The sequence below is a fragment of the Fictibacillus nanhaiensis genome (genome assembly GCF_036213205.1).
Taxonomy (GTDB): Bacteria; Bacillota; Bacilli; order Bacillales; family Fictibacillaceae; genus Fictibacillus; species Fictibacillus nanhaiensis_E.
In genome coordinates, this window is sequence record NZ_JARMFC010000010.1 from 63,214 (window position 1) to 79,027 (window position 15,814).

General features: G+C 39.0%; 18 protein-coding genes. All 18 read right to left on the minus strand.

The genetic code is table 11. The annotated features are described in order from the left end of the window. Positions 1 to 7 precede the first annotated feature (7 nt). A complete protein-coding gene (gene topA / locus P4V41_RS12345) occupies positions 8 to 2,083 on the minus strand; it encodes a type I DNA topoisomerase (protein ID WP_328085214.1) in 2,076 nt (691 codons plus the stop codon). Between the two features lie 99 nt (positions 2,084 to 2,182). Further along, a complete protein-coding gene (gene dprA, locus P4V41_RS12350) occupies positions 2,183 to 3,049 on the minus strand; it encodes a DNA-processing protein DprA (protein ID WP_328085215.1) in 867 nt (288 codons plus the stop codon). Positions 3,050 to 3,130: 81 nt separating this feature from the next. Continuing rightward, the gene (gene sucD / locus P4V41_RS12355) at positions 3,131 to 4,045 is read right to left on the minus strand and encodes a succinate--CoA ligase subunit alpha (RefSeq protein ID WP_153238551.1); all 915 of its coding nucleotides are present in this window, start codon (positions 4,043 to 4,045) and stop codon (positions 3,131 to 3,133) included. Between the two features lie 35 nt (positions 4,046 to 4,080). After that, positions 4,081 to 5,241: an ADP-forming succinate--CoA ligase subunit beta gene (sucC, locus tag P4V41_RS12360; protein WP_144700801.1), complete on the minus strand. Its 1,161-nt coding sequence runs from the start codon at positions 5,239 to 5,241 to the stop codon at positions 4,081 to 4,083. Between the two features lie 202 nt (positions 5,242 to 5,443). Further along, positions 5,444 to 5,602 carry a small, acid-soluble spore protein, alpha/beta type gene (locus P4V41_RS12365; RefSeq protein WP_328085218.1) on the minus strand — a complete coding sequence of 53 codons (159 nt, stop codon included), beginning with the start codon at positions 5,600 to 5,602 and terminating at the stop codon, positions 5,444 to 5,446. Positions 5,603 to 5,646: 44 nt separating this feature from the next. Next, the gene (locus P4V41_RS12370; protein ID WP_328085220.1) at positions 5,647 to 5,922 is read right to left on the minus strand and encodes an EscU/YscU/HrcU family type III secretion system export apparatus switch protein; all 276 of its coding nucleotides are present in this window, start codon (positions 5,920 to 5,922) and stop codon (positions 5,647 to 5,649) included. After that, positions 5,919 to 7,301, minus strand: coding sequence for a hypothetical protein (locus tag P4V41_RS12375; protein ID WP_328085222.1), 1,383 nt, complete (start codon positions 7,299 to 7,301; stop codon positions 5,919 to 5,921). Before P4V41_RS12375 ends, P4V41_RS12370 begins: the two co-directional genes overlap by 4 nt. 70 nt (positions 7,302 to 7,371) lie before the next feature. Further along, complete coding sequence (locus P4V41_RS12380; RefSeq protein WP_328085224.1) at positions 7,372 to 8,157, minus strand: ribonuclease HII; 786 nt, start codon at positions 8,155 to 8,157, stop codon at positions 7,372 to 7,374. Between the two features lie 339 nt (positions 8,158 to 8,496). Next, positions 8,497 to 9,360 carry a ribosome biogenesis GTPase YlqF gene (gene ylqF / locus P4V41_RS12385; protein WP_328085226.1) on the minus strand — a complete coding sequence of 288 codons (864 nt, stop codon included), beginning with the start codon at positions 9,358 to 9,360 and terminating at the stop codon, positions 8,497 to 8,499. An 11-nt stretch (positions 9,361 to 9,371) separates the two neighbouring features. Continuing rightward, a complete protein-coding gene (lepB, locus tag P4V41_RS12390; RefSeq protein ID WP_328085228.1) occupies positions 9,372 to 9,923 on the minus strand; it encodes a signal peptidase I in 552 nt (183 codons plus the stop codon). 84 nt (positions 9,924 to 10,007) lie between these two features. Then, positions 10,008 to 10,349, minus strand: a complete 342-nt coding sequence (rplS, locus tag P4V41_RS12395; RefSeq protein WP_066393605.1) for a 50S ribosomal protein L19 — start codon at positions 10,347 to 10,349, stop codon at positions 10,008 to 10,010. Positions 10,350 to 10,462: 113 nt separating this feature from the next. Further along, positions 10,463 to 11,203 (minus strand): tRNA (guanosine(37)-N1)-methyltransferase TrmD, encoded by a 741-nt coding sequence (gene trmD, locus P4V41_RS12400; RefSeq protein WP_328085231.1) that lies wholly within the window; start codon positions 11,201 to 11,203, stop codon positions 10,463 to 10,465. After that, the gene (rimM, locus tag P4V41_RS12405; RefSeq protein WP_197127701.1) at positions 11,203 to 11,718 is read right to left on the minus strand and encodes a ribosome maturation factor RimM; all 516 of its coding nucleotides are present in this window, start codon (positions 11,716 to 11,718) and stop codon (positions 11,203 to 11,205) included. The genes trmD and rimM overlap by 1 nt, the downstream gene beginning before the upstream one ends. Before the next feature lie 415 nt (positions 11,719 to 12,133). Continuing rightward, positions 12,134 to 12,361 (minus strand): KH domain-containing protein, encoded by a 228-nt coding sequence (locus P4V41_RS12410; protein WP_066393598.1) that lies wholly within the window; start codon positions 12,359 to 12,361, stop codon positions 12,134 to 12,136. A gap of 21 nt (positions 12,362 to 12,382) precedes the next feature. Further along, on the minus strand, positions 12,383 to 12,655 hold the full coding sequence (gene rpsP / locus P4V41_RS12415; RefSeq protein WP_066393596.1) for a 30S ribosomal protein S16: 273 nt from the start codon (positions 12,653 to 12,655) through the stop codon (positions 12,383 to 12,385). 82 nt (positions 12,656 to 12,737) lie between these two features. After that, the gene (ffh, locus tag P4V41_RS12420; protein WP_328085236.1) at positions 12,738 to 14,084 is read right to left on the minus strand and encodes a signal recognition particle protein; all 1,347 of its coding nucleotides are present in this window, start codon (positions 14,082 to 14,084) and stop codon (positions 12,738 to 12,740) included. 15 nt (positions 14,085 to 14,099) lie between these two features. Further along, a complete protein-coding gene (locus P4V41_RS12425) occupies positions 14,100 to 14,423 on the minus strand; it encodes a putative DNA-binding protein (protein WP_328085238.1) in 324 nt (107 codons plus the stop codon). Between the two features lie 392 nt (positions 14,424 to 14,815). Next, positions 14,816 to 15,805 (minus strand): signal recognition particle-docking protein FtsY, encoded by a 990-nt coding sequence (gene ftsY / locus P4V41_RS12430; RefSeq protein ID WP_328085240.1) that lies wholly within the window; start codon positions 15,803 to 15,805, stop codon positions 14,816 to 14,818. Positions 15,806 to 15,814 lie beyond the last annotated feature (9 nt).

Consider the following 15,814-nt stretch of genomic DNA (forward strand, 5'->3'; position numbering starts at 1 on the left):
AAACTCCTTACTTTGCTTCCTCTTCAGCATAATCGCAAGATACACACTGTACGACTTTGCCTTTTTTCGTTTTCTTTTCTACTAACATACTATTACACTTCGGACATGTTCTGGCAATAGGTTTATCCCAAGAAACAAATTCACAATCTGGATAACGGTTACATCCGTAGAAAAGTCTTTTTTTCTTACTCTTACGCTCTACGATCGTTCCTTCATGACAGGTCGGGCATGTAACACCGATTTCTTTCACAATTGGTTTCGTGTTTCGGCAATCTGGAAAATTAGAGCAAGCCATAAACTTTCCAAAGCGTCCCATCTTAAAGACCATTTCATGTCCACATTTCTCGCAATCTTCACCTGCTGGCTCATCTTTAATCTCAACTTTTTGCATTTCTTCTTCTGCAATCTTAAGTTTCTTTTCAAAGCCTTTGTAGAAGTCATCAATGATTCTGATCCAGTTTTCTTTGCCGTCTTCTACTTCGTCAAGATCACTTTCCATCTTAGCAGTAAATTCAACATTGAAAACTTCTGGAAAGAATTCCAGTGTCATCTCTAAAACGAGACCACCAAGTTCTGTTGGAATAAACTTCTTTTCGTCGAGAGCTACATATCCGCGTTTTTGAATGGTATCAAGTGTTGGTGCGTATGTTGATGGCCTGCCTATCCCCAGTTCTTCCATCGTACGTACAAGTCTTGCTTCCGTATAGCGCGGAGGTGGCTGCGTAAAATGCTGAGTTGGTTCAAGATCTTTCTTTTCTACTTTCATGCCTTCTTGAACATCTGGTAGAATACGATCTTCTTCTTTTTTTCCGTCATCATTGCCTTCAACATAGACTTTCATGAATCCAGGAAACTTAACCTTAGATCCAGTCGCACGGAAGTTGATTCCGTTATTTTCGAGATCCACTGTCATCGTGTCAAGAACTGCTGACGCCATTTGGCTCGCTAAGAATCGCTCAAAGACTAGCTTATATAATCTGAGTTGATCTCTAGAAAGATAAGCCTTCAAATCTCGTGGGTGATACATAACAGAAGTAGGACGAATCGCTTCATGGGCATCTTGAGCGTTCTTTCCAGTTTTCTTTTCCACTCTTGATTTGTTCAAGAATTGCTCTCCATATTCTTTCTCGATGAATTCAGCAGCTTCCGTTTTCGCGGTATCAGAAATACGTGTAGAGTCTGTACGCATATAGGTGATCAGACCAACTGTACCTTCTTTTCCTAGATCAATTCCTTCATATAATTGCTGTGCGAGCATCATTGTTTTTTTAGCTCGGAAATTCAATTTCCTAGCCGCCTCTTGTTGAAGTGAAGAAGTGATGAAAGGTGGCGAAGGATTTCTGCGTCTTTCTTTCTTCTGAACAGAATCGATCTTAAATTGTTTGCCCTTTATCGTGCTTAGTATCTCTTTAACTTCTTCTTCGTTGGAAAGTTCTTTTTTCTTGCCGCCCGTTCCGTAGAACTGAGCTTCGAAATCCTCTCCAGAAGCACTAAAGATTCCTTTGATTTTCCAATACTCTTCCGGTTGGAAAGCTTCTATTTCTTTCTCACGTTCAACGATCAAGCGGACCGCAACCGTTTGAACACGGCCAGCGCTCAATCCTTTTTTAATTTTCTTCCATAATAATGGACTGACTTTGTAACCTACTAGTCTGTCTAGCACCCTTCTTGCTTGCTGGGCATCAACTAAGTCCATATTGATCTTTCTTGGTCGTTTAAATGAATCTTTTATCGCATTTTTTGTAATCTCATTAAACACAACTCTACATTCAGAATCTAAATCCATATCTAAACTGTGAGCAAGATGCCATGCAATTGCTTCACCTTCGCGATCCGGGTCAGCTGCGAGAAAAATACGTTTCGCTTTTTTTGCTGCAGTTTTTAAGTCTTTTAAAATTGGACCTTTACCGCGGATCGTAATGTATTTCGGTTCATAGTTTGCCTCAACATCTACGCCAGTCTGGCTTCTGGGAAGATCACGAACATGTCCCATAGATGCTTTAACGTCATATTTGCTCCCTAGATATTTTTTTATTGTCTTTGCTTTTGCGGGAGACTCAACAATGACTAAGTATTTTTCCATTTACAGTTTATCCCCCTTTAAGGGTTTAGTGAAATCTTCCCTATTATTAAATAATGTATCTGCATTTGTCAAACTGTTTCCTCATTAAAATGAAAACGGTTAGAAACTTTCATTTTGAATATCTTCTGCACTCATGACTAATTTTGCTCCATTTTGAATCAAAAAATTGGTCCCGTTCGCACACTCTTCTAATATCGATCCTGGAATTGCAAACACATCTCTTCCTTGCTCAAGTGCTTGATCAGCTGTAATTAACGAACCACTTTTTGTTCTTGCTTCAGCAACAAGCGTTGCACGGGTGAGACCGCTTATTATACGGTTACGCAAAGGAAAATGCCAGCGTTTTGGTGTAACATGTGGCGAAAACTCTGATAGCACAATTCCTTGCTCACTAATTTTATTTGCTAGTTCTCTATTTTCTTTCGGATAGATCTGTAATAAGCCAGAACCCAGAACTGCTGCAGTCAAAGAATTCTTTTGTATACATAGCTCATGAGCGAACGTGTCTATCCCTTTCGCTAATCCGCTGATCACGACCCACCTATTATCAATTAACGGACCAAGAACCTTATGCAAAGCTTGTTTTCCTTGGTTGCTAGGATTTCGAGTTCCAACCACACTAATCATTTTATCCCGATTTAGGACTGTCCAATCGCCTTGTCCATAAAGAACCCACGGCGGGTCATAAATGCTCTTTAACAACAGAGGGTAATTTTCATCGAAAATCGTTACAGATGAAATAGATTGTCTTACTAGATTCTTCATTATGTATGTACTATTATTTTGTTTCATGTGTTGATAGAGACGCTTTGCCGTCGGTTCACTCAAACCATACGACATTTTCAACCTGCGAATATCCATTGAAAAAACAGATTTCAGTTCAGGATCAGCAACAACTATTGACCGTAATTGATTCCAAGTAAGTGCCTCGCAATGATGAAGAAAGATTAAGCGTTCTTTATCCAAACTTCATTCCTCCTCATGAAACAAATCAATGTAAATAAAAAGCTCCCGATCTGGGAGCTTTTCACGTTGTAGTCGTTGATGTTACGCTTTTGCTTTATTTGTTACACAACGATCGTATAAATCGTTTTCTTTTAAAGCTTCAACTAAAGTCTCACCCATAACAGATGGTGTTGCTGCAACTTTAATTCCACAAGCTTTCATCGTTTTGATTTTCTCATCTGCCGTACCTTTACCACCAGAGATGATCGCACCAGCGTGCCCCATACGTTTTCCTGGAGGTGCTGTTTGACCACCGATGAATCCTACTACAGGTTTAGTCATGTTCGCCTTTACCCATTCAGCAGCTTCTTCTTCTGCTGTTCCACCGATCTCACCGATCATGATAACTGCATAAGTATCCTCATCTTCGTTAAATGCCTTTAATACGTCGATAAAGTCTGTACCATTGACTGGGTCACCACCGATACCAACTGCAGTAGATTGACCGATTCCACGCTCTGTAAGCTGGTGTACAGCTTCATAAGTTAATGTTCCAGAACGTGACACTACGCCTACATGGCCTTTTGTATGGATATAGCCTGGCATGATACCGATCTTACATTCTTCAGGAGTGATTACACCCGGGCAGTTCGGACCAACTAGACGTGTCTTCTTGCCTTCCATATAACGCTTAACTTTTACCATATCCAATACTGGAATACCTTCAGTAATACAGATTGCTAGATCAAGTTCAGCGTCAACAGCTTCAATGATCGCTTCTGCAGCAAATGCAGGCGGAACATAGATGACAGAAGCGTTAGCTCCTGTTTCTTTAACTGCATCAACAACCGTGTTGAAAACAGGAAGACCTTCAACTTCCGTACCACCTTTACCTGGTGTAACACCGCCTACAATTTTCGTACCATATTCAAGCATTTGTTTTGTATGAAAAAGACCAACAGAACCTGTAATACCTTGAACGATAACTTTTGTATCTTTATTAATAAAAATGCTCATGCATCAATCCATCCTTCCTACGATGTTTTCTAAGATTACTTAACTAAAGCTACGATTTTCTCTGCACCATCAGCCATAGAATCAGCAGCTGTAATGTTTAGACCAGATTCTTTAAGAATCTTTTTACCAAGATCAACGTTAGTACCTTCTAAACGTACAACAAGAGGTAACTCAAGACCAACTTGTTTCGTTGCTTCAACAACGCCGTTTGCGATGATATCACATTTCATAATTCCACCGAAAATGTTAACAAAGATTCCTTTAACATTTTTGTCAGAAAGAATAATCTTGAATGCTTCTGTTACCTTCTCAGTAGTTGCGCCGCCCCCAACGTCAAGGAAGTTAGCCGGGTCGCCGCCGTAATGTTTAATGATATCCATCGTTGCCATAGCAAGTCCTGCACCATTAACCATGCAGCCGATATTTCCATCAAGAGAAATGTAGCTAAGATCATATTTAGATGCTTCGATTTCTTTTGCATCTTCTTCTTCTAGATCTCTGTATTCTAAGATGTCTTTGTGACGGTATAAAGCATTAGAATCAAAGTTCATCTTTGCATCAAGTGCCATAACATTTCCATCACCTGTTACAACTAATGGATTAATTTCTGCGATTGAACAATCTTTTTCTACGAAAGCCGTATATAGACCAATCATGAATTTAACTGCTTTTCCTACTAATTCAGTAGGGATGTTGATGTTATAAGCAAGTCTTCTCGCTTGGAATGCTTGAAGGCCGATCGCTGGATCGATTACTTCTTTGAAGATTTTTTCAGGTGTCTTTTCAGCCACTTCTTCAATTTCAGTTCCGCCTTCTTCAGATCCCATCATAACAACACTTGATGTTGCACGATCTAATACAAGACCGATATAGTATTCTTTCTTAATATCACAGCCCTCTTCGATAAGTAAGCGCTTAACTTCTTTACCTTCTGGACCTGTTTGATGAGTTACAAGAACTTTTCCTAAAATTTCATTTGCGTATGTACGCACTTCATCGATATTTTTAGCGACTTTTACGCCACCTGCTTTACCGCGGCCACCTGCGTGGATCTGTGCTTTAACAACAGATACAGTGCTCCCCAGCTCATTAGCAGCTTCTACTGCTTCTTCAACGGTAAATGCTACCTTCCCGTTTGGAACAGCCACACCATATTTTCTAAGTATCTCTTTACCTTGGTATTCGTGGATATTCATTTACTCTCCATCCTCCTATCATGGTGAAAACTTAAAGTACCGTTATCATTGTATAAGACCTAGTCTATTATGTCTACTATTCTTCAGAAAATTGCAAGCGCATACACATTTTTAACCAAAATAAAAAACCAAAAATCACTAAAAAATGACTTTGGTTTTATCGCTTTTTCGTCCCCTTTAGAAACGAAAACACCTTCTCTTTTCATTTGTTTTTTTCGTTTTTCTGTTTCTTTATTATTTTCGGTGTTACCGCTTCAGATTCGGCTGCTGATCGATACATCCCAAATTCTTCAGCCATCTCTTCTTTGAATTGATTTACTAGCTGTTCGGATTGCTTTACGACTAATTTATTTCTAGGCATTGAATACACTCCTTTTATGATAGTTTGCCCTGTTTTCACTACAATTATGTAGATTTACCAGCTTCTTTATCCAATCTATAAATAAAAGCAAACAGTTCAGCTACCACTTCATACAATTCTTCAGGAATACTATCGTCTATCTCTAACTTAGATAAAAGGTGGACAAGAGACGGATCTTCCTGAATAGGAATATCATGATCTTCTGCTGATCTTAGTATCCGCTCTGCTGTTTCGCCCTTACCCTTTGCAATAACGACAGGCGAGCTTGATTCTATAGGACTGTACTTTAACGCCACAGCTTCTTTTTTACGCTCACTCATACTCTTAAATCCAACCCTTTATATGAAATAGAAGTTTCGGTATTTTTAATCTTTTCGTCTTGAGCACTGAATGTAACGGAAGATAGCGTATAATTCATATTCTTCATACTAACCTTTAACGAGTTCAATAACGGTTCTGAAAATTTTTCAATAGCTGGATGTGCGTTATAAACCTTTAATGAGACAATTCTGTTCTGAATCTGAACATCTACAGCTACATCTTTAAGATGCTTCATCTCTAACCAAAATAGCATTCTACAATGATCTGGATCGATCCCTTTTCCATCTTGCTTTTTGCTTTCCCAACGAACGGTCATCTCTTTCGGATTCTCCGATTGACTAAAAGGAATATGAAGGATAAATTGATGCATGTTCTCGTTACTTTGTATATTCTGTAACTGCTGGCCAGTTAATTTATTCAAAGCTTGTTCTGTTTTTTGCAGTAAACTTTCAGGCAGTTCTAGATGGTCAGCGTTCTGATGCAGATATAGCAGCTGTGACTTTAACGTTTCCGTTTGTTTTAGTTGTATAGGGTCTAGGAATATGTTCTTTTCATGCAACAGCCCCGATTTAATCAGCCACTTTTTTGCGGCTTCAATAAATTCTTGTGATGGGTCCAGTATTGTTTCTCTAGTAACTTTTATCACATCGTCTTTAAATAAGGTTGGCATGTTTTCTTGCATATGATCTATGCCTCTTTGAACCTTCACTGTATCTGGAAGCTTCCCATTTAACGGCATAACTAATTCTGCTGTATTTTTCATATCCATACTTCGCACTCTATCTTGAATAGGAGCCGACTTTTCACTTGGCTCGTTACCTTTAAATACAAAGAGGTCTTTTAATAGTTCTACTGTTTTCAAAACAGTTTTATCTTTATGAATAAATGGGATGAGAGCATCAAAGAGCTGTTTGAATTCACCTGATCCTGAACTACTTTTCAGACTAAAAGCAACTGCTTGCACGATCTCCTGCTTAGGAGGCAGGTGAAGCTCTAGCATACGCTGAACAACTGCTCTTTTTTCGTGAAGTGGCAACTCATTTGTTACATGGAAAATCTCTGAAATGGTTTTAATGTTTTCTTTTAATAGAGGCAACTTTTCTATGACAGCAAAATCAATTGCTTTCTTGTTTAATACGGTAGCCGGAAGGTTCCATTTTGATAAAATTTGTTCCGAAGTAGACTTAACTGGGTCCATGTCTATCTTTTTTAAATTGATCGTACCGTTCTTCTCAGATACTTCAAATAGATAGTTATTTCCTTTTATTAAAGGGGCTTCTAATTTTGCATGAAGCGTTGTGCCATTATATAGAACCTTCGCTGATTGATCCGGAAAGATTTCTAAAATCTTAGCCGAAATGAACTGATTGAGCTTCAATATTAAAGGCTCTTCTGTTGGTCTAACCGGGATTAACGTTTTACCACTAATTTGGTTGAATTGTAACAGGTTAATCACTTCCTGTAATGTTAATAAGTTCTCCTACCGGACTAAATGATTTGCGATGGATTTCTATCGGACCAAACTTCTGAAGTGCGTTTAAATGATCCTTCGTTCCGTAACCCATATTGGAATTCAATCCATATTGAGGATATTTTTCATGTAACATCTTCATATAGCGGTCTCTTGTAACTTTAGCTACGATTGATGCAGCCGCGATAGAAATACTCTTCTCATCGCCTTTTATTATTTTTAACTGGTCTATGCCTAAAGGAACTTCCATAGCATCAATCAATAGCTGATCTGGACTAACATCTAGCGAACATATCGCTTCTGTCATTGCCAATTTAGACGCTTGATAAATATTAATCGTGTCAATCTGCTCAGGTTGAACTAAATGTACACTGTAAGAAATTGCATCTTTAACAATAATCTCATATAAAGCATCTCTCTTTTTCTCAGATAATTTCTTAGAATCATTAACCCCTGGCAACATATACCCTAAAGGTAAGATCACTGCTGCTGCCACGACGGGGCCAGCTAATGGCCCGCGGCCGACTTCATCTACTCCTGCAATCAAGGTTTTCCCTTGTGCTTGGCATTGCTCCTCGTAAGTATGCATAAGCTTCAGTCTCGTTCTCTCAGCTTTTTCTCTCTCTAAGCGTTTTGAGAAGGTTTGAAACAATTTTTTTGCACCTTGTCTTTCATCTAGAGAGAGGATTTCTAGTAGATGGATCAACTCATTGTCTTCACTGGATTTTAATTTTTGTTCCCATTCTTTTATCGACAGTTTCATGTTCATCACGCTCTTTATGTATGTATTATCGGCTTAACCTTTTGTTCTTTTTAGAACGGTGTTTTCTAATAGTAGTTGCTTATGACTTATTCTTAAAAGACATCATTGACAAGTTGATTGAAGTGAAAGGTGCGAGACTCCTGGGGGATAAGCGGGACAGGTGAGACATCTAATAGTGCAGAGCGCTAGGTGGCTCACCGCACGCTCCCCGGAAAGCGAGCATCCTGCAACGGAAATCAACCACTTCCAAAGAGCAACTATGTCTAGAGAAAACTGACTTTTAGAAAGTCCAAAAATTTTAAAAACAGGCACTTTACGTCAGCGCCTGTTCAGTTTACTCTATTTAATTTCAAACTCATTTGGTCGCTCATAAGACAAGCGTCCTAGCTTTTCTGCACGGAGATCTCGTAGAACAATCTCAGCAGTCTTTTCAAGATCTACTTCTCCGCCACTCATCATACATCCACGTTTCTTTCCGATCTCTTCGAAAAGGGGCAGTGAGTCATCTGGAATCTCAGACAACTTGTATCGTTCCACTAGACGTTCTTCATAGTGCTCTTTTAGATATTTGATCGCATATAAGACGACTTCAGTAAAATCAAAGAGTGTTTCTTTAATCGCTCCTGTAACTGCTAATTTTAAACCGATTGACTGGTCTTCAAATTTTGGCCACAGAATCCCTGGAGTATCTAATAATTCTAATGTCTTACCCGCTTTGATCCATTGCTGTTTTTTTGTTACACCAGGCTTGTCACCTGTTACAGCAATGTTCTTACCCGCCATACGGTTGATGATCGTTGACTTACCAACGTTAGGGATACCAACAATCAGTGCTCTAACCGCTCGTGGTTTGACGATTCCCTTTGCTCTCATCTTATCGAATTTTTCTTTCACTAGCTCATGAGCAAGTGGTTCTATTTTTTTAATCCCTTTACCATCTTGCGAGTTAATAGCAAGAGAGGGAATTCCTTTTTCTGAAAAATAACTTTCCCACATCGATGTCACTTTTGGATCAGCCAGATCTGCTTTGTTTAATAGCACAATACGAGGTTTCTGACCCAGAATTTCATCGATCATAGGATTTCTAGAGGCTAGAGGAATCCTAGCATCCACTAACTCAAATACGACATCGATCATCTTGAGTTTTTCAGTTATTTCCCGGCGCGCTTTGGCCATATGTCCAGGAAACCATTGAATCGTCATGTTATCTCACCCTACTTTACAAATCCAATATCCTTTAACGGCCAAAAACGGAAAGATGCTTTTCCTAAAATCGTATCATCATCCACAGTTCCAATATTTCGGCTGTCTTGAGAATTTCTTCGGTTGTCACCTAATACAAATAGTTGACCTTGAGGAACCTTTTGCTTACCCGTTACTTCAAGTAACTTAAAATCATAAGTGAAGTTTCCATCCCTTGTTTGCTTTTTATACGCTTCTAAATATTCTTCTTTTACCTGCTTACCATTTACATAAAGAGTATCATCTTTATATTCGACCGTATCTCCAGGTAAACCGATTACTCTTTTTATGTAATCCTTTTCTTCAGTTGCATGAAAGACTACAATATCGAATCTTTTTGGATCGCCAATCACATAAGAGAACTTGTTAACGATCAGGCGATCTCCGTTGTGCAGAGTTGGCATCATAGATTGTCCATCGACCACGACGGGTGCAAAAAGGAAAAATCTTATGATCCCTGCTAATAATAAGGCTGCCGCTAATGCTTTAATCCATTCCCACGTTTCGTTTTTTGTACGTGCCATTCTTAATCCTCACCATCTCTAGAAATTCCTTACTTATAATATGGAAAAAGGAGCTTGATTAAGTCAAGCTCCTTTCGAGAATTATTAGCGAATTTCTTTAATACGAGCTGCTTTACCGCGAAGTGCACGTAGGTAGTATAGCTTCGCACGACGAACTTTACCACGACGAACTACTTCAAGGTTCGCGATCTTCGGTGAATGTAATGGGAACGCACGCTCCACTCCTACACCGTAAGAAATTTTACGAACAGTAAACGTTTCAGAAATTCCTGATCCACGCTTCTTGATAACTACACCTTCAAAAAGCTGGATACGCTCACGAGTACCCTCGATTACTTTCACGTGTACACGAACAGTGTCACCTGAACGGAATTTTGGTAAATCTTTTAATTGATCTTTCGCTAGATCTGCAATAAGCTGTTGCATAGTTTATTGCCTCCCTTCCCATGGATGTTCTTGCTAAATGATAAAGCAGCGGAACACCGGATTAAACGGGCATAAGCCACAAATAATATAATACCATATAACTCAAACAGTGTTCAAGTTGTTTTATTATCTTTTATCTCATTAAGCCAAATTTCTTCTTCTTTTGTTAACTTGATTTTTTCAAGCAAGTCAGGTCTACGTTCATACGTCCTTCTTAAAGACTCTTTTTTGCGCCATGTTTCAATGTTCTTATGGTTTCCTGACATCAGAACATCAGGAACTCTCATACCTCGAAAATCTGCAGGTCTCGTATACTGAGGATGTTCTAACAAACCTGTGCTGAATGAGTCCTCTTGGTGTGATGCTTCTTTTCCTAGAACATTAGGAAGCAATCTCCCAACAGCATCTATAACGACCATTGCACCAAGCTCTCCACCGGTTAACACATAGTCACCGATTGAAATCTCATCCGTTACAAGGTGTTTCCTAACACGTTCATCATAACCTTCATAATGACCGCACAAGAAAATAAGATGTTCTTCTCCAGCCAACTCTTCTGCTTTTCCTTGAGTAAACGTTTCACCTTGAGGACATAGAAGGATGATTCTAGGTTTTACAGTTGCCTCTTTCGTTAGATGATCAACCGCATCAAACAAAGGCTGTGGAGTAAGGACCATGCCTGCTCCTCCTCCGTATGGGTAGTCATCTACATTACGATGTTTGTTCGTTGAGAACTCACGGAAATCAATCACTCGAAGTTCTAATGCATTCTTTTCCTGCGCCTTTTTTAAGATCGATTGACCAAAAACGCCTGAAAACATTTCTGGAAAAAGGCTTAAGACATCTATTTTCATTAGAATAATCCTTCTAATGGCTCAATAACAATCTTTGACTCTTTCACATCCACAGATTTAACAACAGAAGGAATGTAAGGGATAAGAATATCAGATCCAAATCCTTTTCTCTTCACTACCCATACATCGTTTGCTCCAGGAGACAATATTTCTTTTACTTTTCCTAGTTCTTCACCTTCAACCGTGAAAACTGAGCAACCGATGATATCATGATAGAAAAACTCTCCTTCATCTAACGAAACAGACTGTTCTTTTGGCACTTTAAGAAGATTGCCTTTAAAACGTTCTACATCATTTATGTTATGCAGGTTTTCAAACGTCAAAAGATCAAATTGCTTATGTTTTCTATGCGTTTCAATCTTTACAGGTATATGATCTGATCCCATATCTACATATAATGTGTTTCCGATCTTATAGCGTTCCTCAGGAAAATCAGTTCTAGAGATCACTCTGACTTCTCCTCTAATTCCGTGTGTATTTACAATCTTACCTACGTTCAGCCATTCATTTTCCATATTGATACACTACCTCCGTACAAATTAATCAGTTACTTATAATCTAAATTTTAGCATAAAACTCGATATGTATACTTTATAATAGGTCATTTTCGCAAGCTTTGTTGCCCTTGATAGTAGTTGATTTCCGTTCCAGGTGCTCGCTTTCCGCGGGGCAGGCGGTGAGCCACATTCGTACGTATCACTCTTAAGTGTCTCACCTGCCCGCCTGTCCCACAGGAGTCTCGCACCTTCCACTCCAATCACCTATTCAAAGAAGACAATAAAAAAGATTTAAAAGTAACAGTCCTTTAGAAAATAGCCCTTTAATAAATCGTTACGAAACTTAGTTGAACATAATTTCTTGAATATCTAAAGTTATTTAAGTTTAAGTATTTTAATAAAGAAAAAAGGAAGAGGTTTCCCTCATCCTTTTTTAGACGATTTCGATTGAAATCCTTTTATTTTGATTCGTACCCGCTGCATTCACAACTGTCCGAATCGCTTTAGCCACTCTTCCTTGCTTACCAATCACTTTTCCCATGTCTGTCTGGTTAACAGTTAGTTGGTAAACAAGGCGGTGTCCTTCTTGAACCTCTTTGACGCTAACTTCATCTGGGTGATCAACTAGAGCTTTCACAATTGATTCGATCAACTCTGTCATATCTGTTCCCCTTCGTCAAAATTATTTTTGGTTTTTCGCGTTATGGAATTTCTCCATAAGACCAGCTTTTGAGAATAGGTTACGAACTGTATCAGATGGTTTCGCACCGTTAGTCATCCACTCAAGAGCTTTTTCTTCGTTAATTTTAACTTCAGCTGGGTTAGCAACTGGGTTATAAGTTCCGATCTCTTCGATGAAACGTCCATCACGAGGAGAACGAGAATCTGCTACTACTACACGATAAAAAGGAGCTTTCTTAGCACCCATACGTTTTAAACGAATTTTTACTGCCATTATAACTTGCACCTCCGAAAATAGTTCACACAAAATAATATAATAGTATAAATTGACAGGTTTGTAAACCTGAAAATTCAGTTTACATAAAAGGGAATTTAAATCCACCTTTTTTCTTTTTGCCATTCATCATTCCAGACATTTGTTTCATCATTTTCTTCATGTCCTCGAATTGTTTGATGAGGCGATTTACTTCTTGTACCGTTCTTCCGCTTCCTTTAGCGATGCGGCGTTTCCGGCTAGCATTAATGATCTCAGGCTGTTCTCTTTCATGAAGAGTCATCGAACGGATGATGGCTTCTACGTGACCGATCTGTTTTTCATCGATCTGAACGTTTTTTAGGCCTTTCATCTTGTTCGCACCTGGTAGCATGCCAAGTATTTCATCAAGCGGTCCAAGATTTCTCACTTGTCCCATTTGATCAAGAAAATCATCGAACGTGAATGACATATCACGCATCTTCTTCTGAAGATCTCGCGCTTTCTCTTCATCTACTGTGGTTTGTGCCTTTTCAATAAGAGTAAGCATGTCTCCCATTCCTAAAATTCTAGAAGCCATACGATCGGGATGGAAAGGCTCTAAAGCATCCATCTTTTCACCTAGCCCCACAAACTTAATAGGAAGGCCTGTAACGGCTTTAATAGAAAGGGCAGCACCACCACGTGTATCCCCGTCAAGTTTGGTTAGAACAACACCGGTGATTCCTAACGCTTCATTAAAGCTCTCAGCTACATTCACTGCATCTTGACCTGTCATTGCATCGACAACTAAGAAAATTTCATCAGGTTTAGAAATTTCTTTAACCAGTTTCAATTCATCCATCAGCGTTTCATCGATGTGTAAACGCCCAGCTGTATCAATAATGACATAATCGTGATGATCTTCTTTTGCTTTTGCTATGGCTGACTCAGCAATTTTAACAGGACTTACTTGATCTCCCATCTGAAACACAGGAAGATCTAACTGCTTTCCTACTGTTTCTAATTGCTTGATCGCAGCAGGACGGTAGATGTCAGCTGCGGCAAGTAGCGGTTTGCGATTTTGCTTTTTGCGTAAATGATTTGCAAGTTTTCCTGTTGTTGTTGTTTTACCAGCACCTTGCAGACCAACCATCATAATAACAGTCGGTGGTCGGTTTGAAACAGCAATCTTGCTTTGTTCCCCACCCATGAGGGTTGTCAGTTCATCATTAACAACTTTTACGACTTGCTGTCCTGGTGTCAGACTTTTTAAAACTTCTTGACCAACAGCACGCTCAGATACTTTTTTCACAAAATCTTTTACTACTTTAAAGTTAACGTCCGCCTCAAGAAGAGCAAGGCGTACTTCCCTCATCATTTCCTTTACATCCGCTTCATTTACTTTCCCTTTTCCACGAATTTTCTGTAAAGTGTTCTGAAGACGGTCGGCTAAACCTTCAAATGCCATCTCACTGAACGCCTCCTATTCCATATTTTCAAGGCGATCGATAATTGCAATTACGTTATCAGGTCCAGAATTCAGAAGCTCTCTTAAAGATGACAGCAACTGTTCACGTTCCTGAAACTTTGCAAAAAGCCCTAACTTTTCTTCATATTCTTCCAGCATCGCCTCTGTCCGTTTAATATTATCATAAACGGCCTGGCGGCTGACATTATATTGTTCAGCAATTTCACCGAGAGAATAATCGTCCAAATAGTACAAACCCATATAATTCTTTTGTTTAGGGGTTAATAATGCTTGGTAAAAATCAAATAGATAATTAATTCTCATTGTTTTATCTAGCATTCTTCCACAACCCTTGTTAAGTGAAATGCCTTTACGTGATTACTATACAACCCATGGTTTTAGATGTCAAGTTTTTTTCTTAACACAGTTGTTGTTAAAAAGGTGCTTGGAAATCGTTTTGTAAGTGCGTTCTATCCGATACGGTGAATCAGTGAGTCAGAAAGTCACCTGTTCCATAGAAGACAACCAAAAAAGATACCTCACAGGGTATTTTAGTCGTAATATTAAGGATTAATCCACATAAAAGAGGCTTGAATCCAAAAATTTTAATCATCTATCCGCGAGTTTACTATCCTCGACAATTTCCTATACCGTGATTCCCCCTCATAAAACAAAAAGCCATCTAGCTCCCAAGTAAAGAGAGCTGAATGGCTTAATAAAAGAAAACAGATTTACTCTGCGCCTTCTTCTTCCGTTCCTGCAAATAATCCATATACAAATTGATCTGCATCAAATTCCTGAAGATCATCAATTTTCTCACCGAGTCCTACAAACTTGACTGGAATATCTAGTTCATGACGAATCGCTAAAACAATTCCGCCTTTTGCCGTTCCATCAAGCTTTGTTAAAACTAAACCAGTTACATCTGTTGATTGTCCGAATGTTTTTGCCTGGTTCATTGCATTCTGACCCGTCGTAGCATCTACAACAAGAAGCACTTCATGAGGAGCACCCGGGATCTCACGTTCGATAACACGTTTCACTTTCGAAAGCTCGTTCATCAAATTCACTTTATTTTGAAGTCTTCCGGCGGTATCACATAGCAATACATCAGCTTTTCTAGACTTAGCAGCTTGGATGCTGTCGTATATGACTGCTGCAGGGTCCGCTCCTTCGTGATGTTTGATCACATCAACACCAGCGCGTTCACCCCAAACTTCAAGTTGGTCGATCGCACCTGCACGGAAAGTATCACCGGCAGCTAAGATCACTTTCTTACCATCGTTCTTCAACTGATGAGCAAGTTTCCCGATCGTTGTTGTTTTACCAACACCGTTTACTCCTACGAAGAGAATAACTGTCATTCCATCAGTCTGTAAGTTCAGTTTATTATCACTTTCTTCTTTTTGTAGCATTTCAGCTAATTTCTCAGTGATCGCTGAACGAAGCTCTATCGGATTTTGAATGTTGTTCGTTCGAGCAACATCTTTAAGTTGATCAATAATATCAAGAACGGTATGAACCCCAACATCAGCTCCGATCAAGATCTCCTCTAACTCTTCAAAGAACTCTTCATCTACTTTTCTAAATCGCTTTAAAAGATCGTTAACCTTGAATGAAAAAGAGTTCCTCGTTTTCTCGAGGCCACTTTTAAATTTTTCAGATGACTCCTCAGATTGCTGTGTTGAAAATTTTTCTTTTAATCGTTTCAAAAAACTCACTATCAATTT